Origin of the sequence: Kurthia sp. 11kri321, from assembly GCF_001534765.1 — a bacterium.
GTDB classification, from domain to species: Bacteria; Bacillota; Bacilli; order Bacillales_A; family Planococcaceae; genus Kurthia; species Kurthia gibsonii.
Genome location: NZ_CP013217.1, coordinates 2,649,265 through 2,673,328, shown reverse-complemented (window position 1 = coordinate 2,673,328; position 24,064 = coordinate 2,649,265). Strand labels below are relative to the sequence as shown.

The 24,064-nt window shown below is 36.9% G+C and carries 25 protein-coding genes and 1 riboswitch; of the genes, 13 read left to right on the top strand and 12 right to left on the bottom strand.

The annotated features are described in order from the left end of the window. Positions 1-10: 10 nt before the first annotated feature. Positions 11-1,228 carry an HTH domain-containing protein gene (locus tag ASO14_RS13350; RefSeq protein WP_068456384.1) on the bottom strand — a complete coding sequence of 406 codons (1,218 nt, stop codon included), beginning with the start codon at positions 1,226-1,228 and terminating at the stop codon, positions 11-13. A 77-nt stretch (positions 1,229-1,305) separates the two neighbouring features. On the opposite strand from ASO14_RS13350, the gene ASO14_RS13345 reads away from it, so the two are divergent. From ASO14_RS13345 to ASO14_RS13335, 3 genes are read left to right on the top strand one after another with little or no spacing between them, the layout of a single operon-like run. Beyond that, on the top strand, positions 1,306-2,418 hold the full coding sequence (locus tag ASO14_RS13345; protein WP_068456381.1) for a mandelate racemase/muconate lactonizing enzyme family protein: 1,113 nt from the start codon (positions 1,306-1,308) through the stop codon (positions 2,416-2,418). A 12-nt stretch (positions 2,419-2,430) separates the two neighbouring features. Continuing rightward, on the top strand, positions 2,431-3,111 hold the full coding sequence (locus tag ASO14_RS13340) for a GNAT family N-acetyltransferase (protein ID WP_068456378.1): 681 nt from the start codon (positions 2,431-2,433) through the stop codon (positions 3,109-3,111). 46 nt (positions 3,112-3,157) lie between these two features. Beyond that, positions 3,158-4,114, top strand: a complete 957-nt coding sequence (locus ASO14_RS13335; RefSeq protein WP_068456375.1) for a nucleoside hydrolase — start codon at positions 3,158-3,160, stop codon at positions 4,112-4,114. 120 nt (positions 4,115-4,234) lie between these two features. On the opposite strand, the gene ASO14_RS13330 is transcribed toward ASO14_RS13335, so the two are convergent. The 6 genes from ASO14_RS13330 to ASO14_RS13305 form a co-directional block, all read right to left on the bottom strand. Then, positions 4,235-4,429, bottom strand: coding sequence for a hypothetical protein (locus ASO14_RS13330; protein WP_068456372.1), 195 nt, complete (start codon positions 4,427-4,429; stop codon positions 4,235-4,237). 210 nt (positions 4,430-4,639) lie between these two features. After that, the gene (locus ASO14_RS13325) at positions 4,640-5,914 is read right to left on the bottom strand and encodes an Nramp family divalent metal transporter (RefSeq protein WP_068456369.1); all 1,275 of its coding nucleotides are present in this window, start codon (positions 5,912-5,914) and stop codon (positions 4,640-4,642) included. Between the two features lie 174 nt (positions 5,915-6,088). After that, the gene (locus ASO14_RS13320) at positions 6,089-6,799 is read right to left on the bottom strand and encodes a siderophore-iron reductase FhuF (RefSeq protein WP_068456366.1); all 711 of its coding nucleotides are present in this window, start codon (positions 6,797-6,799) and stop codon (positions 6,089-6,091) included. Positions 6,800-7,103: 304 nt separating this feature from the next. Continuing rightward, positions 7,104-8,045: a DMT family transporter gene (locus tag ASO14_RS13315; protein ID WP_068456363.1), complete on the bottom strand. Its 942-nt coding sequence runs from the start codon at positions 8,043-8,045 to the stop codon at positions 7,104-7,106. A gap of 23 nt (positions 8,046-8,068) precedes the next feature. Then, on the bottom strand, positions 8,069-9,295 hold the full coding sequence (gene pepT, locus ASO14_RS13310; RefSeq protein WP_068456360.1) for a peptidase T: 1,227 nt from the start codon (positions 9,293-9,295) through the stop codon (positions 8,069-8,071). A 35-nt stretch (positions 9,296-9,330) separates the two neighbouring features. After that, the gene (locus ASO14_RS13305) at positions 9,331-9,984 is read right to left on the bottom strand and encodes a lysoplasmalogenase family protein (RefSeq protein WP_068456357.1); all 654 of its coding nucleotides are present in this window, start codon (positions 9,982-9,984) and stop codon (positions 9,331-9,333) included. 124 nt (positions 9,985-10,108) lie between these two features. Between ASO14_RS13305 and ASO14_RS13300 the strand changes: the two genes are divergently transcribed. The 6 genes from ASO14_RS13300 to ASO14_RS13275 all read left to right on the top strand — a co-directional run bounded on the left by ASO14_RS13300 (position 10,109) and on the right by ASO14_RS13275 (position 14,849). Next, positions 10,109-11,815, top strand: coding sequence for a sulfite exporter TauE/SafE family protein (locus tag ASO14_RS13300; protein ID WP_068456354.1), 1,707 nt, complete (start codon positions 10,109-10,111; stop codon positions 11,813-11,815). A 104-nt stretch (positions 11,816-11,919) separates the two neighbouring features. Beyond that, positions 11,920-12,681 (top strand): IclR family transcriptional regulator, encoded by a 762-nt coding sequence (locus tag ASO14_RS13295; protein WP_068456351.1) that lies wholly within the window; start codon positions 11,920-11,922, stop codon positions 12,679-12,681. A 145-nt stretch (positions 12,682-12,826) separates the two neighbouring features. Beyond that, positions 12,827-13,066 (top strand): hypothetical protein, encoded by a 240-nt coding sequence (locus ASO14_RS13290; protein WP_231726957.1) that lies wholly within the window; start codon positions 12,827-12,829, stop codon positions 13,064-13,066. 198 nt (positions 13,067-13,264) lie between these two features. After that, entirely contained in the window at positions 13,265-13,492 is a 228-nt protein-coding gene (locus ASO14_RS13285; RefSeq protein WP_068456348.1) for a hypothetical protein, read from the top strand. A 35-nt stretch (positions 13,493-13,527) separates the two neighbouring features. Then, the gene (locus ASO14_RS13280; protein ID WP_068456345.1) at positions 13,528-14,352 is read left to right on the top strand and encodes an SMI1/KNR4 family protein; all 825 of its coding nucleotides are present in this window, start codon (positions 13,528-13,530) and stop codon (positions 14,350-14,352) included. Positions 14,353-14,537: 185 nt separating this feature from the next. Then, positions 14,538-14,849, top strand: a complete 312-nt coding sequence (locus ASO14_RS13275) for a hypothetical protein (RefSeq protein WP_068456343.1) — start codon at positions 14,538-14,540, stop codon at positions 14,847-14,849. A gap of 115 nt (positions 14,850-14,964) precedes the next feature. Here ASO14_RS13275 and ASO14_RS13270 read toward each other — a convergent pair whose 3' ends face one another. The 3 genes from ASO14_RS13270 to ASO14_RS13260 are packed head-to-tail and all read right to left on the bottom strand — an operon-like array spanning position 14,965 to position 17,767. Beyond that, the gene (locus ASO14_RS13270) at positions 14,965-15,753 is read right to left on the bottom strand and encodes a putative hydro-lyase (RefSeq protein WP_068456340.1); all 789 of its coding nucleotides are present in this window, start codon (positions 15,751-15,753) and stop codon (positions 14,965-14,967) included. A 13-nt stretch (positions 15,754-15,766) separates the two neighbouring features. Beyond that, positions 15,767-16,990 carry an NRAMP family divalent metal transporter gene (locus tag ASO14_RS13265; RefSeq protein WP_068456337.1) on the bottom strand — a complete coding sequence of 408 codons (1,224 nt, stop codon included), beginning with the start codon at positions 16,988-16,990 and terminating at the stop codon, positions 15,767-15,769. 18 nt (positions 16,991-17,008) lie between these two features. Further along, positions 17,009-17,767 carry a LamB/YcsF family protein gene (locus ASO14_RS13260; protein WP_068456334.1) on the bottom strand — a complete coding sequence of 253 codons (759 nt, stop codon included), beginning with the start codon at positions 17,765-17,767 and terminating at the stop codon, positions 17,009-17,011. A gap of 215 nt (positions 17,768-17,982) precedes the next feature. On the opposite strand from ASO14_RS13260, the gene pxpB reads away from it, so the two are divergent. Next, the gene (pxpB, locus tag ASO14_RS13255) at positions 17,983-18,720 is read left to right on the top strand and encodes a 5-oxoprolinase subunit PxpB (RefSeq protein WP_068456331.1); all 738 of its coding nucleotides are present in this window, start codon (positions 17,983-17,985) and stop codon (positions 18,718-18,720) included. Continuing rightward, entirely contained in the window at positions 18,702-19,685 is a 984-nt protein-coding gene (locus ASO14_RS13250; protein ID WP_068456328.1) for a 5-oxoprolinase subunit C family protein, read from the top strand. The genes pxpB and ASO14_RS13250 overlap by 19 nt, the downstream gene beginning before the upstream one ends. A 48-nt stretch (positions 19,686-19,733) precedes the next feature. Here ASO14_RS13250 and nfsA read toward each other — a convergent pair whose 3' ends face one another. Continuing rightward, complete coding sequence (gene nfsA / locus ASO14_RS13245) at positions 19,734-20,471, bottom strand: oxygen-insensitive NADPH nitroreductase (RefSeq protein WP_068456325.1); 738 nt, start codon at positions 20,469-20,471, stop codon at positions 19,734-19,736. Between the two features lie 237 nt (positions 20,472-20,708). Further along, positions 20,709-20,822: riboswitch (SAM riboswitch) on the top strand. Positions 20,823-20,944: 122 nt separating this feature from the next. Between nfsA and ASO14_RS13240 the strand changes: the two genes are divergently transcribed. Together ASO14_RS13240 and ASO14_RS13235 are read left to right on the top strand one after the other, a co-directional pair. Then, positions 20,945-22,234: an O-acetylhomoserine aminocarboxypropyltransferase/cysteine synthase family protein gene (locus tag ASO14_RS13240; protein ID WP_068456322.1), complete on the top strand. Its 1,290-nt coding sequence runs from the start codon at positions 20,945-20,947 to the stop codon at positions 22,232-22,234. A gap of 226 nt (positions 22,235-22,460) precedes the next feature. Then, on the top strand, positions 22,461-23,444 hold the full coding sequence (locus ASO14_RS13235; RefSeq protein WP_068456319.1) for a homoserine dehydrogenase: 984 nt from the start codon (positions 22,461-22,463) through the stop codon (positions 23,442-23,444). Between the two features lie 75 nt (positions 23,445-23,519). On the opposite strand, the gene ASO14_RS13230 is transcribed toward ASO14_RS13235, so the two are convergent. Continuing rightward, positions 23,520-23,963 carry a hypothetical protein gene (locus tag ASO14_RS13230; protein WP_068456316.1) on the bottom strand — a complete coding sequence of 148 codons (444 nt, stop codon included), beginning with the start codon at positions 23,961-23,963 and terminating at the stop codon, positions 23,520-23,522. Positions 23,964-24,064 lie beyond the last annotated feature (101 nt).

Here is a 24,064-nt window from a genome sequence, read left to right as displayed (position 1 = left end):
TTTTCCAGTATTAAGAGCCAATCCAAGTGTAAACTGCACGTGGCCTACCTTTTTTGTATGTCATTTCAGAAGAAATAATTGCTAAATAACCATGTTCTAATAGTTTTTTAATCATGCGCTCAGCGGTGCGTCTTGTTACATGTAGGTGATCTGCAACATCTTGTGCAGTAAAGTGCTTTGTATGGCGTTCTTCAATGAATGAACTCATTTTTGAAAGACTGAGTACACTTAATTTTGTACGTTCAGCCATTTCTTTTTGCTTCTCACTATCAAATTTGAGTGGCAAAATCGTTTGATGAGTTGGGTAAGGACCTAATAAACGACTATATTCATCAAGAATGTAGATTTCGTCGGTTTTTGTAAATTGAAGAGCATCTTGTGCATGTTGAAGTGCTTCTGAAATCGACTCACCATAGCCGAAACCCATTTGATACGGTTTTTTAAAATAGGCGAGACAGGCTTTTAACTGTTTTTCATTGTGTAGAAGTTGTTCTAAGTGACCAATTGTTGTGTATAATTCCATACGATGTGTATTTTGCCTTGTATAATTTGCATGGATGGCTTGCGTAAAATGAATGAAAGCAGCCTCATCTTCTGGATGAATTTTTAAGACACCTGCTGTCATACGGTTGGCATTTGATTTTTGCAAAAGAACAGAATCACGCATTTTTTCTAACTTTTGAATGGTTGCAGAAGTCGATTCTTGCATACGCATAACAGGATAACCATTTGCTTTTAACTTTTCATATAATTGGTGTACGCTAGTAATAATCAGTTGTATATGCCCTTCATCGTATAATGTTCGATGACGTTGTTCCACGTCTACTTGTGTTGCATCATGAATATATGGAGGAGTATCAAGCTGATGAATGTCTTGTAAAATAGACGTAACGAATGTTGGTTCAATCACATCAATGGAGATTTGATTGAGCGGAATATGATATTTGGTTATAGCAGCTAATAATGTAGTAGAGATGGTAGCCTCATCTTGTATAAAATGCGTATAAGGAATACGAAGTGAAGGCAACAAAGGTTTCACTTCTAAATACGGCAAAAAGCCACCAATAATAAGTGCATCACATGGTTGTAATTCATGTAGTAATTGTGTTGCTTGTTCCGGTTCTTCATACACATAAAAATCTAGTTGGATATCCGCTATTTTTTGTGCGATACTAGAAATGTATTTTTGATAAGCTTGTGAGCTGATTAATGCCATTCGAATGTGCATGGTCATCTTCCTTTGCTTTTTATTTTCATTATTTAACGACAACTAAACGACATCTATTATAAAGGAGTTTTTTATCTATGAAAATTAAAGAAATTGAGCTATTTGCTATTAACTTACCATTAATCGATCCATTTATCATCAGCTATGCGACATATGATTCAATCCAATCGATTATCGTGAAAATGACGACAGATGATGGAATTGTTGGATATGGTGAAGCAGTTCCAGATGAACATATTACAGGGGAAACGTGGGAAAGTACATTCCAAGTTTTAAAAAATCATTTAGCACCAGCCGTAATTGGTTTAGATCCACGTCAATTTGAAAAGTTACATGATGTGATGAATCATGTTGTAAAACCAGCACCAGCAGCCAAAGCAGCAATTGATATTGCTTGTTTTGATATTGCAGGGAAGTCGATGAATGTACCTGTGTATCAATTATTAGGTGGCCGTTATCATGAGAAATTCCCGATTACACATGTATTATCAATCGGAGAACCAGAAAAAATGGCTGAAGAAGCAGCTCAGAAGATGGAACTTGGTTATACATCGTTTAAAATGAAGGTCGGAACAGAAGTAGCAAAAGATGTAGCACGTATCAAAGCAGTACGTGAACGCGTAGGTCAAGATATCGCAATTCGTGTTGACGTTAACCAAGGATGGGGTAATGCAGCAACGACATTAAAAGCGCTTCGTGGTATGAAGGATTTAAATATCGATTGGTTAGAACAGCCTGTAGAAGATAATGATATTGACGGTCTAGTTGAGATTAAGGCGAAATCAGATATTACATTGATGATTGATGAAGGTTTACGTAGCGAGCGTGATATGCGTGAAGTCATCGCAAAACGTGCAGCAGATAAAGCGAATATTAAACTAATGAAATGTGGTGGTATTTACCCAGCCATGAAGTTAGCTGTAATGGCTGAAATGGCGGGGATTGAATGTCAAATCGGTTCGATGGTTGAATCATCAGTTGGTTCAGCTGCTGGATTCCACGTAGCTTTCTCAAAAAAAATTATGGGTAGTGTTGAATTAACAGGACCAATTAAATTTTCAAAGGATATCGGAAACTTGAAGTATGATATTCCATTCATTCAATTGAATGAAAAACCTGGACTTGGTGTAGATGTTGACGAAGCAGTTCTTCACGAATTAACAGCATTTTCAGAGAAGATTACAGGGTAAGGGGTAACAGATATGACATATTTTTTAACAGGTCACTTAGGAGAAACACCTTTTGCTGTTCGTTATTTAACAATGGATGACTTACAGGCAATCGAAGCACTTCAGCAACGTGTATATGAAGCATTGCCTGTTCGAAGTGTCCTTCAACCATTAACGACAGAAGAATTTGAAGCGATTCTACAAGATGAAAAGATGATGATTGGTGTTTTCGTAGAGGAGGAAATGATTGGCTTCCGCGCACTATTAAATCCACCAATAGAAGAAGAACATCTAGGATATGATTGTGGTGTTCCAGAAGATCAATTCCATCGCGTACTTTATCAAGAGATTTCAAATGTAGCACCAGAATATAGAGGATATGGTCTACAAAAGAAAATGGCGCAATGGTCGATGGAACGAATCGATCAAACACGTTATGACTATGTATGTTCAACAGTTCAACCATACAATATTCCAAGTTTAAAAGATAAATTTTCTCAAGGTCTAGTTGTAAAAGCCTTGAAAATTAAATATGTAGATAAATTACGCTATGTATTTTTCAAAGATTTACGCACTCCAAATCCAACATATGTAAAAAAAGAGACCATTGTCATGCGTGATACAGAAGGTCAACAAAAATTATTGAAAAATGGCTTTGTAGGGACAAAAATGTACGAAGAAAATGATGAATGGTATGTAGTGTATGAGAAATAAAAAGTATATAATAAGATAACTATTATATAAGGAGTGTTATCTACACATGAACAAAATCCCTGTAATCATCGACTGTGACCCAGGTATCGACGACACAATGATGCTGACATTAGCATATGCGCGTCCAGAACTAGATATTAAATTAGTAACAGTTGAGGCTGGTAACTTAACAATTGATAAAACAACTTATAACACATTAAGTTTCCTAACATACATTCAAAAAGAAGTAGAAGTTGCAAAAGGAATCGAGCAACCAATGTTCCGTAAACAAGAGGTAGCAGAAGATATCCATGGTGAAGGTGGACTTGGTAATGTAAAATGGGCAGACCCTGTTTTACAAGCAAGTGACCGTACAGCGATTCAAGCGATGTGCGATGTTTTAATGAACGCTGAAGAGCCAATTACGATTGTTGCAACAGGCCCATTAACGAATGTGGCTGCTTTATTATTTGCACATCCAGAAGTGAAACCATTCATTAAACAGATTTCTTGGATGGGCGGAGCAGCAGTTGGTGGTAACATGTCAACAGTAGCTGAATTCAATGCATATGTTGATCCGCACGCAGTGGAATTAGTATTCCGTTCGGGTGTTCCAATTATTATGAGCGGTTTAGATGTAACGCATAAAGCCTACATTACACGCGATGAAATGACACGCTTACGCAATTTAGGTACACCATTCGCTGAAAAAGTAGCAGATATGATGAACTTCTATACATTCACACAATCTCAAACACCATTTAACCCACCTGGATTTGAAGAACAAATTCGTGTGCATGATGTGTGTGCAGTTGCGTGTCTAGTTGAACCAGAGTTATTTAAAGGTGATGATTACTTTGTCGAAGTTGAGTTGAATGGCTCACTAACACAGGGAGCAACATTGGTTGATTTCGCAAAGAAAACAGGAAAAGAACCAAATGTTCATGTATTACACACAGTAAATCGTGACGGCTTTATCGATTTATTCTTTAATGCAGTCACAACAGTAGGTAAAACACTTTAACAAATTGTTCCATGTGAAACAATTATAAAAAATAAAAAATGAGGACAGGTTATGTAATTCATAAACCTTGTCCTCATTCTATTTTGTGTGCTTTTCTTTTCATTTGAAATGCCACCTATTTTAATTTAATATTCTCAGCAATTGAATTAATGTAATAACTAAAGCAATCGTCACAACAATACCAAGTACGAATAATACGACTAAACGACGTGGTGCTTTTTCCATACGACGACGACCATAATGCACTAGCTCTCTCCAAGCGAAACCCCATACAATTAAATCGATGACTGCTAAAATAAGAATCCATATAACCATCTCATCACCTCTTACTATTAATTGTAACATAAAGTAAAAAAAATGAAGCATAAATTTTCAGATTTCTTTCGATTTATACCCATATTGATTCCCTAAAGTGATGAAGAATAATCAAATCATCTGTTTTAGGTATAAAATGACGGAATAATCTAGAATTTTGAAATGAAAAAGATCTTTCACTCTATTAGAGAAAAAGATCTTTTTTACATATTAAGATTGAATTAATTCAACAATCGAACTGTAAATTAAGAATAGATTAAGTGCAACCGTAATAGCCGCAATTACCCAACTTGTATAGGTCACCCATTTTCGATTCACTAAACCACCCATGATTTTAGGGTTACTCGTGAAAATAATGAGTGGTATTAAAGCGAATGCGATACCAAATGATAGGATTACCTGACTCCATACTAAAGCAACAGTGGCATTTAAACCGAGTGCGATAATGAGAATAGGTGGGGCCATCGTAATCGCACGACGTAAGTAGAGTGGAATTCGTCGATTAATAAACCCTTGCATAACGACATCACCAGACATCGTACCAACAGCTGAACTTGCTAAACCAGCAATTAATAATCCTAGACCGAATGATACTGCAGCTGTAGGACCGATTAATGAGCCGAGTTCATGGTAGGCAACATCTAAATCGCTGACATCCATTCCACGTTTATGGAATAAAGCAGCCGCAATGACTAACATCGATATATTAATTGCACCTGCAATAACCATTGCGATGACAATATCGAAAAACTCAAATTTGAAAATCTTTTTCTTTTCTACTTCAGAACGTCCAATTACTCGACTTTGCGTTAGAGAAGAATGGAGGTAGATGGCATGTGGCATAACCGTCGCCCCTAAAATCCCTGTAGCAAGTAAGATGGAACCAACACCATCAAAAGAGGGGAACAGTCCAGATAATACTTCCGTTGGCTTCGGGTCAGCTAAAAATGTTTGGAAGGCAAAAGCCATCACCACCATCATAACCATACCAGAGACAATGGCTTCAAATGTACGAACACCACGTCTTTGAAGCTCTAAAATACCAAAAGCAGCCACCGCGGTTATAAGAGCAGCTGGTAACATAGGAATTTTAAATACTAGGTAAAGTCCAAGAGCTGCACCGATAAATTCGGCTAAATCGGTTGCGATGATGACAATTTCTGCTTGAATCCAGAGCATAATCGATGTTTTTTTCGAAAAATTATCACGTGCGACTTCAGGTAGGTTACGCCCTGTCGCAATGCCAAGTTTAGCTGATAAAGATTGAATCAATACCGCCATTAAGTTAGAAACGACAATGACCCATAAGAGTAGATAGCCATATTCAGAACCTGCGGTAATATTCGTCGCAAAGTTACCAGGGTCAATATAGGCAACTGCTGCAATGAATGCAGGACCTAAAAAGGGAAGAATCTGTCTGAAACCTTTAATCTCACCGCGTAAGACAGCATTTGCGGATAAAGGTGTTTTTTGTTTGTTTTTCATAGTCTGCGCTCCTTAATCTGTGTGAACGACAAAAAGTTGTTTTAGGGAAACTTTATGTTGCAAGTGTATAATAGAATCTCATAATTTGTAAAGTATGAACTCACTGTAGTATTCCCGTTTTAAACTAAAATAAAAAAAGAAATCAATGGAATAAATGATTTCTTCTTTCGTGTATTATTTTAATGGACAAAAACCACAAGCCAGTAAACCCGGAACGTCTTTTGAAAAACAGCAACTCTTTCTAACAGGTAAGTGAATGAGTGTGGAAGGGTGTTGTCCGCCTGTATAAGTGTGAAAACGTGAATGTTCACTAATTCCTTCCCATACAACATCTCCTTCAAGAAAATCTAAATATATTCTGGCCTCTTCTTCTGTCGCATGACTTGAAAGAAGCGTATGGTAATGCCATAAAAAATAACCAAATACATTCTCCCAGTGCGTTAAGACGGATACGCCGCCTAGCTTTTTTAGTTGTGAGAAAATCTGATGACATTGCTCAAGTAGAATGGTATGTACAGCTTGTTCGCGCTCATCTTCATCAATCATGTCCCAATCTTCGCTACGTGTGAACATACAAATAGAAGGACGACCGAATTCTTCTCGTACGCCAAATTGTAAGTTTTCGAACTTCCCCATCCACATTTCGTCATAGACGGTGAGCATATAAAATTGCATGGAGATGAACATACCGTAGCGTCTTGTGAAGTACGAAATCGCAACTGCATCTTGGTCGCTTTGGCTAACTGCTTTCCATATATTTTTAGCATCTTCTAAAAAGTCATCATCTAATAATTGTTGTAAATTAAATAAAAAAGGTTGTTCTACATCTACATAATTACTATATGCATGTAGTTGTTGTAATTGATCTTGTGATAAACGTGTCATATTTCTCCCCCTTATACCAACTATACACGAAAAAAGTTTAATAAATCTATTGACTATTTAATTGATAACGATTATCATTATCATATAAACAAATTACTTCTCCTCGAAAACAGAAATACAGAGGACATTAGCCACTTTTCTCCAAAAAAGAGCTGATGAAGAATAACAGAGTATTCATAACCCCCCTCAAAACGTTATGGAATAGCTCGGTATAGCATAGAACCAACAGGGATTCGCCACTCTGTTGGTTTTTTATTGTTCTCATAAAAAAGAGGTCGCTAGGATGAGCAACCTCTTTGTATCGCTAAATAGCATTTTTGTTCATGAGCATCGTGTGATAACTGTGTAGTAACATACCGAAAATAATAACGAGTAAACCAACAAGTGCAAGTGGAGCAGGAAGTGGAATACCGAGTAGAATCATTTCACCGATAATAACGAAAATAATTTCAGCAGATTGAGTTGCTTCAACTGCCGCTAGTTTTCCTTGACTATCTCGTACGCGGTCTGTCGCAATGAAGAATAGAATAGTCGCAATAATACCCGAACTAATCCCCACGATGAATGATTGGAATACTTGTGAGCTACTTGGTGCACCTACAGTGAAGCTGGCATAGATAGCAAGTATAATCCATGCAGGCATCGACATAATCGTCATACCGAGTACACGCTGGAATGTATCGAGTCGACCATCACAGACTTCCATCATTTTACGATTACCAAGTGGATAGGCAAAGGCAGCGATGATGACAGGTAACGTACTAAGTAAGAGTGCCTTTTTTGAAACAGTTGCGGCACTTGGAATTTGAATTAAGATGATCCCAACTAATATAATGCATGAAATAAGGAGTGATTTAAACGGAATTTTCTGACGAATTTTTTTCTGTTCAATATGTATAAAAAACAGTGGAGCGAGTAATACGCCCGCAATAATAGTGAATTGCCATGTCCCTGATACAAGCCAACCTGGTCCATATGCAGCAGCATAAGTCAGTGGTGCATAAAATAGTACGAAACCTACAAAACTCCAAAGTAGCCAAGCACCTGTATTTTGTTTAATTTCTTTTGTCATCTTAGGCAGCCCACGACGAGCTGCCACGATGATCAAAAGAAAAGGGAGCATGAAGAAATAACGCAGAGACGAACTCCATAACCAACTACCACCCTCTAATTCCATCGCACGATTCAAAATGAATGTGACGGCGAAGAAGAGAGCAGCAAAAATACCGATTACAATTTCTTTCATACCCAAACCCCTTTCGAACGCAATTAAGCGCGTTGTTCGTATAACTTCACGATTTCTAAAATAACCTCTGTTGCTTTTTCCATTGTTTCAGCAGATACATATTCATATTTACCATGCATATTTTCGCCACCAGCAAAAATATTTGGTGTTGGTAAGCCCATGAATGATAGTTGAGAACCATCTGTACCGCCGCGAATCGCTTTTTTAATCGGTGTAATACCTAAATTTAACATTGCTTCTTCCGCAAGGTCAACGATGAATTTTACAGGCTCAATTTTTTCAGCCATATTGTAATATTGGTCATTCATCTCTAATTGAACGGCATCTTCACCATATTCTTTTTGAAGTGCTTCAAAAGCTTGTTGTACAAGTGCTTTTTTTGCTTCAAATTTTGCACGGTCATGGTCACGAACGATGTAGTGTAATGTTGTTTTTTCAATTGAACCGTTAAATTCCATTAAATGAATGAAGCCTTCAAGACCTTCTGTTAATTCAGGTACTTCGTCTTTTGGCATCATCTCTTGGAATTTAATTGCGGCTGTCATTGAGTTAACCATTTTATTTTTTGCGCTACCTGGGTGTACGTTTGTACCGAAAGTTGTTAATTTCACACCAGCTGCATTAAAGCTTTCGTATTCTAATTCACCTAGTGGACCACCATCCATTGTATAAGCATAGTCTGCATTGAAGCGCTCAACGTCAAATGCGTGTGGACCGCGACCGATTTCTTCGTCTGGTGTGAATGCAACACGTAATTCACCATGTTTAATCTCTGGATGTTCGATTAAGTATTCCATTGCAGTCATAATTTCGGCAATCCCTGCTTTATCATCTGCACCTAGAAGTGTTGTACCATCTGTAGTAATCAATGTTTGACCTACATAATTCGCCAGTTCAGGTGAATTTTCTGGTGATAGAACGACTTCTTCATTTAATTGAATCGCTTTTCCATCATAGTTGTCATGACGGATCGGATTCACATTTGTCCCTGTGTAATCAGTTGTTGTATCAACATGTGCTAAAAAGCCGATTGTTGGAATTTTTTTATCTGTGTTGGCAGGTAGTGAAGCGAATAGGTAACCATTCTCATCCACCATTACATCTGACATACCAATTGCTTTTAGCTCTTCTTCTAATACATGAAGTAAATCCCATTGTTTAGATGTTGAAGGTGTTGTCTCACTTGTTTCACAAGATTGTGTATCAATTTTCGCATAGCGAATTAAGCGTTCGATTAATTTTTCTTTCATTTGTAGCATCCTCCTTAATTGTTGAAGCATTGCTACTATTCTAACACTTTCTTACGGATTTCGAAATGTTCAGGAAAATGAAAAATAAATAAAAATTGTGCAAATAAATAAGTCCCCAATATCCACTGTGTTGCACCGTCAATGGTTGTCACAAACATATTAATCATAAAAATAGAATCCGACACAATAAGAAGGAAGGCGCTGAATAATAGAACCCATTTGCGCGTTTGAATCGCCGCCCACCCAATTGTGAGCATAACGGCGATATAGAAAAGGACAACAAGACCTAAAAGAATAGCTCCACTTTTAAAAATATTCCCACCCACCCATGCAGCAAGCAGAATTCCATAAAATAATAAACAGAGCGTCGCAATTTTAGATGGTGCTGTTTGACGGAGTGTTAAGCATGCACGAATATAAAAAAGGTGACCGATCAAGAAGAAGAATAAACCGATGATAAACCAAGGGTGTGTGAGTTGACCGACAATGAAGAATAGCAAACCAAATAGGATAAAACGATCATAGGGAGCTGTTTCCAGCGTTTTTGAAGTGAAGACAATAAGTAAGAGGCAAATTGTTGGGATTGTTGGTATGAGGATATCGTAGAAGTATGAAACTTCTTTTGGTAAGAAGAATAAATAAAGAATACTAAATATGAATGCAGTAATCCAAAGTGTACGTTCTTTCATAGATCAACCTCCTCGTATGAAGTCATATTTGAATATACCCCGAATTTGTGAATTCAAGAGGTTTTGAAACTTTTTCCTTCGCTTCACGTAAATAATGCAAGAAGAAAGGGAGGTTTTTTACAAAATGACGATGACTTTTATCATTGCAGTCGCATTAGCCGCTGTAATCGGCATATTAATTGTTCCGATTTCTAGTCGAATGAAGGACGGTAGTTTCAATTTTAAATTTAAAGCATTATTTTTCATTGGTATTTTACTTGTAGCATCCATTGCGACCATGATTACGCTATACATAACGATGATGGATTTAAACTGGACAGCAGTATGGCCTGTTGTAGCGATTGTCGCATTTGCGGGTGCTTATCTATCAACAGGGTTCGAGCGAAAGATTAAAGGGTTAATTGGCTTAGCTGGTATTGGTGTCGCAGCTTATATGCTCTCTGCACCGATGATGAATGCAGATGAAAAATATGAATCAGCTAAGATGAAAACAGAGGTCGAGTTAAAAGCATTCGACGAAACAAAAACACCAGCGAGCGTACCGCCAAAATATGCACGCAACAAGATGAAAAAAGCTTTTGGTCAAGTACCAAATACAAGTTACTATGAGCTTGGAAATTTACAAATTCAAAAAATTAATGATGACTACGTTTATGTTGCGCCTGTTGAATTCTCAGATGCTTTCAAATGGTTCAAAGGGAAAACAACACCGGGTTACTTCGTATTAAGCGCGACAGATTCATCAGCGAATCCAAAATTTGTTGAAAAAGAGATGAAATATGTTCCATCTGCTTACTTAAATAATCATGTTGCGCGTTATATGCGTCTACACAACCCGTTAACTATTTTCAACGGAGATGTTCAACTTGAAATCGATAATGATGGTACACCGTATTATATTCGTACGTATGGTGACTTCATTTCGGCACGTAACGGTTTTAAACCACAAGGGATTGTCATGGTGAATGCACAAAATGGTGACATCAAAAAATATAAATTAAAAGATGTTCCGAGCTTTGTAGATGGAGCAGTTTCACCAGAGGCTGTGAGCTTACAAAATAGTTATTTCGGTAATTATGTACATGGTTATTGGAACACGATTTTCGGTAAAAAAGACATTAAAATTCCTTCAGATGAAGGTGTAGAAGCAAATGTTAGCCCTGTATTTGATGAGAATGGCGAGATGTATTACTTCACTGACTTTACAAGTCCAAAAGAAGGCGTGGACTCCATGCTTGGTTATTCATTAACGAATGCACGTACAGGTCAAGGAACGTATTACACAGGTAATAGTGATGAATCGTATATGGATTCAGAAGGGGCACTGCAAGTAGTTGAAAAGAAATTCGTTGAGAAAAAATGGTCAGGTTCTATGCCATTACTTTATAACTTCTATGGTGAAACAAGTTGGCTAGTACCTGTATTAGATTCAAATGGTTTCTTACAAAATTACTACATCGTTTCAGCAGCCAATCCTGAAATTGCTGTGACAGCGACGACACCAAATGAAGCACTTCGCCAATATAAAAATGTTCTAAGTCGATCAGGTACGAGTACAGTAAACGGTAACTCGACGAAAGAAGAAAAACAGGGTGAAGGAACTGTACTACGCGTATATAAAGAAACAGCAGGAGACTTCACGAATGTTACATTCCTTTTAGATGATGAGACGAACTATACAGTGAGTTCGGAAGTAGCTCCACTTGCAGTCTATTTACAAGAAGGTGATAAAGTGAAATTCACGTACTTGGCGACATCGGAAGTATTCCAACAAGTAAAAGAATTAACAATCACGACATTAAAGCCAAAAGAAAAGAAAACGAAAGAGTAACGTAAAGTACTAAATGAACAGAGGAATCGCATACGATGTGGTTCCTCTCTTTTTAACTGAATGATGCTATACTAAAGCTATAGGTTAAAAAAGGAGTATTTAGTATGCAAAGTAAAAATAAAACAGTTGTACGCTCAATGGAAATACTTAATTTATTTATAAATCATGCGAAATTAACATTTAATGAAATTATCGAATTATCAGGAATACCGAAAACATCTGTCTATCGTATGCTGCAATCGTTAGAGGAGATGGGTCTGTTAGATAAAGATGCGAACGGGAAATATAGTTTAGGCATTCTTTTTTTACGCTTCGGTCATCTTGTTTCTGAACGAATTGATTTGCGCCAAGTGGCATTACCAGCGATGGAGAAGTTACATCAGGATTTAGGAGAGGCCATTAACCTCATTATTCGTGACGGTGATGAAGCAGTTTATATTGAAAAGTTACAGTCGATTCAACCGGTACGCCTATATACAACAATTGGTCGCCGTACACCGCTTTATGCAGGAGCGTGTGCAAGAGCCATTCTATCGTTTTTACCACCAACGGAACGAGAAGACTATTTGAAGCGAGTAGAATTAACAGCTTATGCAAAGGGAACCATCACGTCAGAAGAAGCACTTCGTCATTCGATTTCTGAAACGAGAAATAAAGGATATACGGTGAGTTTTTCAGAGCTAGAAGATTTTACGGCAGCAGTTGGCGTTCCAATTTTTAATCATTTAGGAGAGGTTGTTGCAGCGATTAGTATTGCAGGAATTGAAACGAATTACACAGAAGAACATCTTGCAGTATTTATTCCAAAAGCAAAGGAAGCCGCACTCGACATCTCTTTAAAATTAGGTTATCGCCCAGAAGTGTAACGCGTTAGGAAAGTAGGTGATGTTCATGAAAAAACATTAATCTATGTAACACTATTCGTTTTAATCGTGCTGATTGGTTGGATGATTTATGATACGATGAAAATCCCTACGTAGGGAAAAATTTAAATAATTTAGGAGATATAAGATGATGGATCAACAAGGACAAGAAAAGTTTTTACAGTTCATTTTAGAACGAGTACAAGAAGGAAAAGAAGAGGAAGCACGCGCAATACTTCTAGAAAACTTTAAAAAGCAAGATGAAGGTACATTCTCACAACAAGACATTCAAGAATTCGTTCCTAAAATGCTCCTTTTATTAAAACCAGAAAAATTACAAGAAGTTCAAATGATTGCACAACAATTTGCTGGTAAGTTTGGCTACTAATAACATACGAGTTTGAAATAGAAGATGAGATATCAGTGTAGAAACACCATCTCATATGAGCATAAGAAAAATCGGAATCGCGCCATAATGCGGTTCCGATTTTTTGTTTAGAACCCTAAAGAAGGAAGAGGAGTGTTATGTCTCATTCTGCACTTTTTATATGTATCAAGTATAATAAATAGGAAAGGAGTGGAAATAGTGGATTTTAGAGAAAAGTTAGCAAAATATCTGACAATTTTTGCACAAGTGGGTTTCCTACTATCATTTGCTTGTAACGTATTCATTGGCGTACAAGGAATACAATCGACAGTTGTGACAAGTGAACGGACATCAATCGCATGCTTTTTATTTATTTTCTTGTACGTTATAACAAAATTCATTATTAAACCAAAAACTAAAAATGATGTATTTGATTCAATACATTAAACATATATTTTAATTAATAAGTAAAGGGTGATTAAGTGTTCCATTATATTTTTGAAGATGAGGCAGAGTTTGATGATTTTTCGTTAGAAGATTTAAAAAAATTAGAGTCGAGTCTAGGTGTGAAATTACCTGAATCATATGTAAATCTAATGAAGGTACATAATGGGGGAACTTTAGCTTATAGTGTTCTTCGTTCTGGTAGAGTTCCTGATGGAGAAGTAGAGATTACAGATTTACGTGGCATTGATTTAGAAGAAGGTATTGGTGAAACGAATTACCTCGTAGAAGAATGGGGTATGGAAAAAGGACTTGTGATTATTTCTGGAGACGGGAACTATTGGTTGGCTCTTGATTATCGTAAACATACGGAGAATGAGCCACCTGTTGTGTATATTGAAGAAGATACAGATGAAAAACCAAAACAAGTTGCTAAAACATTTGAGTTATTTTTAAAGAAATTAGAGAAACCAGAAGATGATGATTTTGAAATCGAATATGATGCCGACGATGAAGATGATATTATTTATACGAAAGAAGAATTTGAGCAACTTGTGAAAGAAGGGAAATCTGATATTGAGATTGCAAATTGTTTTTATCAATTTGCTAGTATGGATTGTGATATTTCCTGGTTTGTTGAGTTAGCTATAAAAGCGATGAAAGCTAAAATTACAGATGATCTTCCATATGGAATTGGAGAAGAAGTCTTAACAAAATTGAATGAAACACCTAAAGAAGATTGGCCTATTGAATTATTAGATGAATTGGCAAATGAGTTTATTGGCTTTGTAGATAGTAATGGTTTTGCAAATCCTGGAGTAATTAAGTATGGTAAAAAAATTAAACGAAAGATAGGGATGTAGTTATATTTACAGTAAATGAATTTTTAAATGAAGTTAAAAATAATTTATTAAATATCAAAACGCAATTAATAAACGCTTTTAATGAATTAGAAAGTGAAAATTTTTCTGAAGATACGTCTGTATTAGTAATAAGAAGCGGAATAAGTGATTCTGAAATTAACATTACGTTATATGCTCAAAAAGATATGTTTGATCCTATTGAAGTAATTAAAGATAGTCCGTTTTTTGATAGCAAAATAATGGTTGATCATTTTTTATTCTATGATTTTTCTGCAATTCCAGAAGAACAAAACGATACTTTTGATGATTTTTATTTTGATAATGAATTAGAACAAAAATCTATAAAAGAAATAGGAACTTTTATCAAAAAGTGCTATGAAGAATCGAAGTTTAAATTCATACAGCCATTTTATTATAGTGTTTTAGATGAAGAAGATGTTTTCAATTTGAATACAGGTCAATGGGAAGATCAAATGGAAATCGAATTTGATAATTGATATAGTGAAATTTCAGAATTTAAGTTAATTTATAGAGTCTGTATTTTAATTAATATAAATTCAATTAATAAAATGCCTGATGATTTTTATATGTCATCAGGCATTTTTCACGTTATTATAGAATCCCTAAATGCTCGTCACGAATATCCGTTATAAACATATGTCCAGGTGCATGTGTAATCATTAAATCGGGTTTTACGTGCATAGCAATTGCTTGAGGCGTAACACCACAAGCCCAAAATACAGGTACTTCGCCTTCTTTAATGGTTACTGCATCACCGAAGTCGGGTTTTGAAAGATCTTGAATACCGATTGTTTCAGGATTACCAATATGAAGCGGCGCACCATGAACAGAAGGAAAGCGTGAAGTTACTTGAACTGCACGTACTACGTCTGCTTCAGGAATTGGACGCATCGAGACAACGGTCGGACCTTCGAAAAGTCCAGCAGGTGTCGTAGCGATATTTGTTTTATACATCGGTACATTACAGCCCTCTGAAATATGACGTACATCAATCTCATTATTCAGTAGTGCATTTTCAAAAGAGAAACTACAACCGATTAAGAAGCAGACAAAATCATCTGACCAGTAATCATATAAATCCGTTACTTCTTCAACGAATACACCTTGTTTATAGACGCGATATTTTGGAATATCTGTACGAATATCTGCATCTTTAGCGATTCCTTTTGGTGCGACTTCACCAGGTTCGATTACATCTAAAATTGGACAGGCTTTTGGATTTCGTTGTGCAAATAAGAGAAAATCAAAAGCGTGTTCCTTTTTTAAAATAGCTAAATTTGCCTGTGCATAGCCAAGTGCATGACCAGCTGTTGGACCTGTAATCTGCTTTTCGCGAATTAACTTGCGAATTTCAGCAGGTGATAAGTTTGCGTAATCCATTCTCGTTCACTCCTTATTTCATTAGTAATTGAATTTGTTCAACCAATGTCATGTAGCCAAGTGTCCCCATTGATACGACAACAAGGATCCCTGTAATCGTTAGCCATTTTGGATGTTTATAATCGCCCACGATGGATTTTTTATGAACAGCAATTAATAATGTGCCAAGTGCGATTGGTAATATTAGACCGTTTAATGCACCAGCTAATACAAGTACATTGACAGGTTTACCAACTGAGATGAAGACAAGAGCTGAAATCGCGATAAACGCAATAATAATCCAGTTTTCATACTTAGCAATATTTTTATGGAATGTTTTAATGAATGATACAGATGTGTAAGCAGCACCAACAACTGAAGTAACAGCTGCAGCCCACATAATCACACCAAAAATACGGAAACCAGCAGTACCTAAAGCACTTTCGAATACAGAAGCAGCAGGGTTATCTGCAGCTAATTTAACACCTTGTGATACAACACCTAATACAGCTAGGAATAGAAGAACACGCATAACACCTGTTACAGCAATCCCTGTAATCGAGCTTTTATTCACTTCTGGAATTGCGCTTGTGCCTTTTAATCCAGCATCTAGTAAACGGTGCCCACCTGCGAATGTAATATAACCACCGACAGTACCACCAACTAATGTCACAATGGCAAAAATACTTAATTCCGTTGGTACGAATGTACGAATCACTGCCTCACCAACAGGCGGTGCTGTTGAAATCGCTACGTACATCATCAGAAGAATCATAATACCACCAGCTACTTGTGCAGCGCGGTCCATAATTTTACTGGCCTCTTTGAATAAGAAAATAACAATCGCAAAAATCGCACTTAGTGCAGCGCCAGTTGTTACATCAAGTCCAAGCATTGCGTTCAGACCAAGACCAGCACCGGCGACGTTCCCGATATTAAAAGCAAGTCCACCAAAAACAATTAAGATGGCTAGAACGAATCCTAGACCAGGCAGTACTTTATTCGCAATCTCTTGTCCACGTAAACCCGATACGACAATAATACGCCAAACGTTCATTTGTGCAAAAACATCGAGTAAGAGAGAGATTAAAATAACGAAACCAAAACTCGCGCGTAGTTGATCTGTGAAAATCGTTGTTTGTGTTAAAAATCCAGGACCGATTGATGATGTGGCCATTAAGAAGGCGGCACCTAATAGGACACTAGCGCCAGCTTTCTTCTTTGTCGATGACTGTGTATGTAAGTCGACTTTTTCCATATGAAACTCCCCTTTGTTCTAACGGAACGGTGTAACTTGAATCCCACTCTCCGTTAATCGTTGATGAATGAATTGTGCAAATTGTAATGCGTGTACGCCATCCCCATGGATACAAATGGTATTTGCGACAATTGGATAACTTGTTTGTTGAACGGTTTGAACTGTTCCTTTTGTAATCATGTTCAATACTTGTTCAACAGCTTGATGATCATCTGTAATAAGTGCATTTGGTAATGTACGAGATGTTAACGAGCCATCAGCTTGATAGGTACGGTCCGAAAATACTTCACTCGCTGTTTTGAGACCGATTTTTTCACCTGCTTTAATGAGTTCACTACCTGACAGTCCATATAAGACAAACTCAGGATTCACTGCGTAAATCGCTTCTGCAATAGCAGTGGAAAGGCTTTCATCTTTTGCTGCTAAATTATACAGTGCGCCATGTGGTTTGACATGTTCTAATTTTCCACCGAAAGCAGTCGTCAAAGCTTGTAATGCCCCGATTTGGTACGTGACAATGTTGAAAACTTCGTGTGGTGATAGATGCATCGCATTGCGACCGAAACCTACTAAGTCTGGAAACCCAGGATGTGCCCCAATTTTGACGTTCTTTTCAAGTGCTAGCTCTACTGTTTTTCGCATGACATGTGGATCACCAGCGTGGAAACCACAGGCGATATTGGCTGACGTGACATAATCTAAGATTAATTCGTCATTGCCCATTTTGTATGCGCCAAAGCTTTCACCTAAATCGCAGTTCAAGTCGACTTGAAACATGAAATCAACTCCTTTATCCCCATTTTAGTCCGTAATTCAGTTTATTAGTTCCGTTTTAAGAAACTTATGTTTCGAATAATACCATAAAATAAAAAGTGTGTATAGCTTGAATAGTCCGATATTTTAAAAAATAATTGCGAAAATAATTGAATAATTCTATAATTATTCCTATATTCAGAATTAAAATTCCGAAATTCGGGAAAAGGGGTGGCGACATGCGATTTAGTGAATACACAACAATATCGCCAATGGGAGACGCTGCAATTCGTATTGAATTTAACGAAGCGATGAGCGTTCAACAGTATCATATGATGCAATTATTGATTCAACATATAGAGGATGCGGAGTTACCGTATGAAGAAATCGTACCATCATTTCAAGTGATTACGATTTTGTTTAACCCACTAGATGTGAAGAAGAAAATACACAATCGACAAAATCCATATCAGTGGTTAGAAGAAAAAATCTGTATTATTCTACAGCAAGAAATAATTGTTACAGAACAGATGGAAGAGGTAGTTGAAATTCCTGTTTGCTATGGTGGTGAATTTGGACCTGATTTAGAAGAAGTCGCAAACTATCATGGCATCACGCCAGGAGAAGTGATTCAAAAACATACAGGACGTGATTATTTTGTTTATATGTTAGGGTTCGCACCAGGGTTCCCGTATTTAGGCGGACTAGACGAATCATTAGCAACACCAAGAAAACAAACACCACGTTTGAAAATTGAAGCAGGATCTGTTGGGATTGCAGGTTCACAAACAGGGGTGTATTCAATTGAAACACCGGGTGGTTGGCAAATCATCGGACGTACACCAACAGCTTTATTTACACCAGAAGCAGAAAATCCTACCTTATTACGAGCAGGTGTCTGGATTCGATTCTATCCTATTTCAATTGAAGAATATCATGCGCTGAAAGGAGAAAGTCTATGTCAATCACTTGCTTAAAAGCTGGCACACTTGCAACAATCCAAGATATTGGACGAATCGGCTATCAAAATATTGGCGTTATTGTAAGCGGGGCGATGGATTCTTTTGCACTTAAAATTGCTAATCGTTTATTGGGAAATCATCAGCACGAAGCGTGTATCGAAGTAACGATGCGCGGTACGGCATTTCATTTTTCAGAAGATACGTATATTGCGATTACAGGTGGTGACTTAACACCGACAATTCAGGGGATGGATGTACCACAGTGGCGACCTGTACTCGTTCGCGCTAATCAGACACTCCGCTTTAAAGGTGCAAAAAAAGGGTTGAGAAGTTATCTTGCTGTGCAACATGGTTTTTTAATAGAAGAAAAGCTCGGAAGTAAAAGTACATACTTGCGCGCAAATATGGGGGGTCTAAATGGACGTGCGCTTCAAGAACAAGATGAAATACAATTAATGAATACAAATTGGGATACACCTGTATTACCGATTAAAAACGAATATTTTAGTACAGTTTCGTGGCATGTCCGACCTGATTTTTATAAAAAAGCACGTAAAAGGCACCGCATTCGTTTCGTCGAAGGGAATGAATATCAATGGTTTACAACAGCTACACAACAAAATTTTGAACGTGTTCATTTTGATGTTGCTATGTCATCTGACCGTATGGGGTATCGTTTAAAAGGGTTTAAGCTTCAAAAAGATGTGCAACAAGAGATGGTTTCAGAAGCAGTAACGAATGGAACGATTCAAGTAGCGAATGATGGACAACCCATCATTTTATTAGCAGATCGTCAAACAACAGGTGGTTATCCTCGAATTGGGCAGGTGATTTCAGCTGACTTACATCGTTTCGGGCAAATGAAGCCAGGTGACCAAATTCGTTTTGAACGCGTGACACTTGATGAAGCATATGAAGCTTTATATGATTTAGAACAACAGCTAAATCATATTGAAGTATCGATTCAATTGAAAAAATAAAAAGAAAGAATCGCACAATCATAAGTGTGATTCTTTCTTGTATTTAGACTATTTCCACGTGAAGCCTTGTGAAGCAAGGAAATCTTTAATGAACGGACGTTGCTGGTTTACTAAGTAATCCGCCATTTGTTTCGTCCAGTTCGTTACTTTTTGATTAGCATTACGGTTTAAGTAGTACTCGCCAAGTTCTTTATCATATTGTGTTAATAGTGCGTCATATTTTTCTACGTCATAACCATTTTCATGTACAATTGCTTCCACTGGTAAACGTGGTTTTGTATCATTTGTTTTCGTTGGTTTGCCGATTGTCATCGCAAACATCGGGAAGACGTATTCAGGTAGGTTGAATAATTCGCTAATTTCTTTTGGATTATTACGTGCGCCACCAATATAGCAAATACCGTAGCCTTCAGCTTCAGCTGCGATGACGAAGTTTTGAGCAAATAAGCTAACATCTGCTACACCGACTAAGACATTTTCAGCTGAATCAGCTGTAATATCAATATCGTATTTTTGACCAGCAATTTGAAGGCGCTTGAAGTCTACACAGAATAGGAAAGAAGCGCCAGCTGTTTTGAATTGGAAATCATTATTCGATAATTCGCCAAGTTTCGCTTTTTTCTCAGGATCTGTCACATGAATCACACTATATGCTTGTACAAAGTGTGATGTTGCAGCCATCTGTGCAGTTTCGATTAAATCATATACCACTTCTTTTGGAATTTCTTCGCCTGTATATTTACGGACAGAAGTATGACTACGTAATAATTCTTTTACTTGATTCATGATTCATTCAACTCCTATTGTCATTTGTATTCAAAGACTATGCTACCATAAATGCTCATCTTATTCGAAAACCTTTGATTCATTTTAAAAAGTTTTTTAGTAATTTTTATTTAAAAATAAAATTGTATTTTAAAAGAATTAAATCAGTATAATAAAAATTTTCAGAAAAAAGATTGACGAATGAAAAATAGATGACTATACTAGATAGAAATTGATGGAAACATTATATGTTTAAAACCTTTATCAAGAGTGGCGGAGGGATAGGCCCTGCGATGCCCAGCAACCAGTTTCTTTTTTTGAAACCAAGGTGCTAATTCCTACAGATTTTTTATCGGATCTGACAGATAAGGGGAGGACCATGTTCGATACAGCCCTCTTCTTACCTAAGAAGAGGGCTTTTTTTATAAAATCCTTCTCCTATAATTCCTTATTCCGATGTCCATCATCATAATTCATTTTAGGAGGAATCATATATGACAGAATTCAAAAAAGAAACATTAGCCGTACACGGCGGACAATCATCAGACCCCGTAACAGGAGCGATTGCAGTACCTATTTATCGTACAACTGCATATCAATTTAATGATTCAGAACATGCTCGTAAATTATTTGCTTTAGAAGAAGCAGGCAATATTTATTCACGCATTATGAATCCAACAGTTGATGTGTTTGAAAAACGTGTTGCCTTATTAGAAGGAGGAACAGCAGCAGTCGCTCTATCTTCAGGTATGGCTGCTATCTCATTTAGTATTTTAAATATTACGCGTGCAGGAGATCATATTGTAGCTGCGAATAGTCTATATGGTGGCACGTACAATTTATTTGCGAATACACTTCCACGTTACGGTATTACAACAACATTCGTTGATGAGCGCGAACCTGAGAAGTTTGCAGAAGCGATTCAAGAGAACACAAAAGCGCTATATGTTGAAACAATCGGAAATCCAAGTTTATCAGTAGTTGACTTAGAAGCATTTGCAAAAATTGCACATGAACATCAAATTCCACTCATCGTCGATAATACATTTGCTTCACCAGTTGGATGTAACCCGATTGAACATGGTGCAGATCTTGTGATTCACTCTGCAACAAAGTGGATTGGTGGACATGGTACAACAATCGGTGGAATTGTAGTGGATGCAGGGAAGTTCGACTGGACGCAAGGTAAATTCCCAGACTATACAGAACCAGATGCTTCTTATCATGGTATTCGCTATGGTGTGGATGCACCGAATGCAGCGTTTGCAACACGTTTACGCGTTCAATTATTACGTGACTTCGGTCCGACATTAAGTGCAGATGCAGCCTTTAACTTTTTACAAGGTTTAGAGACACTTCATTTACGTGTGCCACGTCATAATGAAAATGCACAAAAAGTAGCGACATTCTTACGCAACCATGAACAAGTGGAATGGGTACACTATAATGGGTTTGAAGATAGCGAGTATGCGCCACTCGTAGAAAAATATTTAAAAAATGGTGCAGGTTCTGTTTTAACATTTGGCATTAAAGGTGGGCGTGAAGCAGGTCGCAAGTTCATTGATGCGATTGAACTATTCTCACATGTAGCCAATGTAGGCGATGCGCGTTCATTAATTATTCATCCAGCTTCAACAACACATCAACAATTAAATGAAGAAGAACTTATTCAATCAGGTGTGCCAGAAGAACTCATTCGTTTATCAATCGGCCTTGAAAATGCAGAAGATCTAACTCATGCGTTAGAGCAAGCATTCCAACAAGTAACAGTGGTCGCAAAATAGGTTCTAAAATCAGTTATATATAATAGAAGGAACTGACTCAATCCGTTGTAGGCAGTTCCTTTTACTTTCTAAAATTCAGTATTTAGTGACCTCTTAGAAAAAACAATTGTCCTTCTGAAAAAGAATTTTCTTGAAATATGTCTTTAAATACGTTAGAATTTTCATTAAGTTGTGAAATGAACGTTCAAAATAAACAAATTAAATTTAATCATTGGAGGCGAACAATATGACAGCAGTGAAGGTGGCAATCCTAGGGTTCGGAACGGTAGGAGAAGGCATTTTTAACATTTTGAAAGAAAAGCGAAAGCAATTGAAAGAAACACTGGGTGTGGACATCGAAGTAGCAAAAATTTTAGTCCATAATGTTTCAAAAGAGCGCGAAGGTGTAGATGCGTCTTTATTAACGAATCGTTTTGAAGATATTTTAGCATTGCCGCAATTAGACGTTGTCTTTGAAGCAATTGTTGGAGAAGAACCAGCATATGGTTATTTAGATGCAGCAATTGAAAAAGGGGCGCACGTTATTACTGCAAATAAAGTCATGTTTGCTAAATTTGGTCAAGCGCTACAAGAGAAGGCGAAAAAATACGGTGTACAAGTAGGTTTTGAAGCAACTACTGCAGGTGGTGTACCGGTAATTAAAACAATGGAGACAATCTTACGTGTGAATGATGTAGTACACATTCAAGGTATTTTAAATGGCACATCGAATTATATCTTAACGCAAATGCGTACAGAAGGTATTTCATTCGAAACAGCTTTAAAAAATGCACAAGATTTAGGATATGCAGAAGCAGATCCATATAATGATATTTCAGGACAAGATGCTTTCAAAAAGCTAATGATTTTAAGTGCGCTCGCATTCGGTAAACAACCGAACTGGGAAGATGTAAAAGTGGTAGGTATTTCTGAAATTACATTGGAACAAGTACAACAAGCAGATGCAAATGGCCAACGCTATCGCCATATTGCAGAAGTTTCTATTGATGAAAACGGTAAAATTCATGCAGAAATTGGACCTCAACTTGTTGATGCAGCACATCCGTTATATGCAATTGATGGCGTCGATAATGCAGTCGCACTTGATACGAACTATATCGGTAAGATTACATTAGTAGGTCCTGGTGCAGGTATGTATCCAACTGCTTCTGTAATGGTAGAAGATTACGCGAGTATGCTATCGAAACAATCGGTTGTTGTACCCGTTTGAAAGTCATAGCAAAATATAAGAAAATCCAGAATTACGCTTTATTACGTGATTCTGGCTTTTTGTTGTGCACTTGATTTAGTTAGCAGTTACTTCATTTATTAATGCTCTCACAAATTTTTCAAGTAAAGTAAGAGCTTCTAATAATGTGCCATCTTCTTTAAATCCTTCAATAGCAGTAAGTGCAATATTAATCTCCCACAGTCCTTCATTACCTGAAAAGTTAGCTGAAGAAGCACCGAAAATCGAACGTAAATGAGTGTGTAAATATTCTTTAATCGCAGTAGCATATTTTTTCTGTAAACATAAACCAAATAAAGCAGTATATGCATCGAACATCTCATCATATTCAAATACAACAGCATCCATCTTTAATTCTTCAAAAAGTGGTGATTCCATATATAAAAACTCTTGATTATGTTCTTTTAGAAAGTGAATAGGTGAAGCTAAAAAATCTGCAGCTTCTGTAGCAATTAAATCATCTGTTTGTTTATTACAGCGTTCAATTTGTGTAATTTCCATGTAAAACACTCCGTTTCTCTGTTTGTTCTTTTTGTATTATAGCATGAAAGAGAGTAGACCGTTTTTTTCTGAAAAGAAGAGAAGTTAAAATTTTTTGAAAA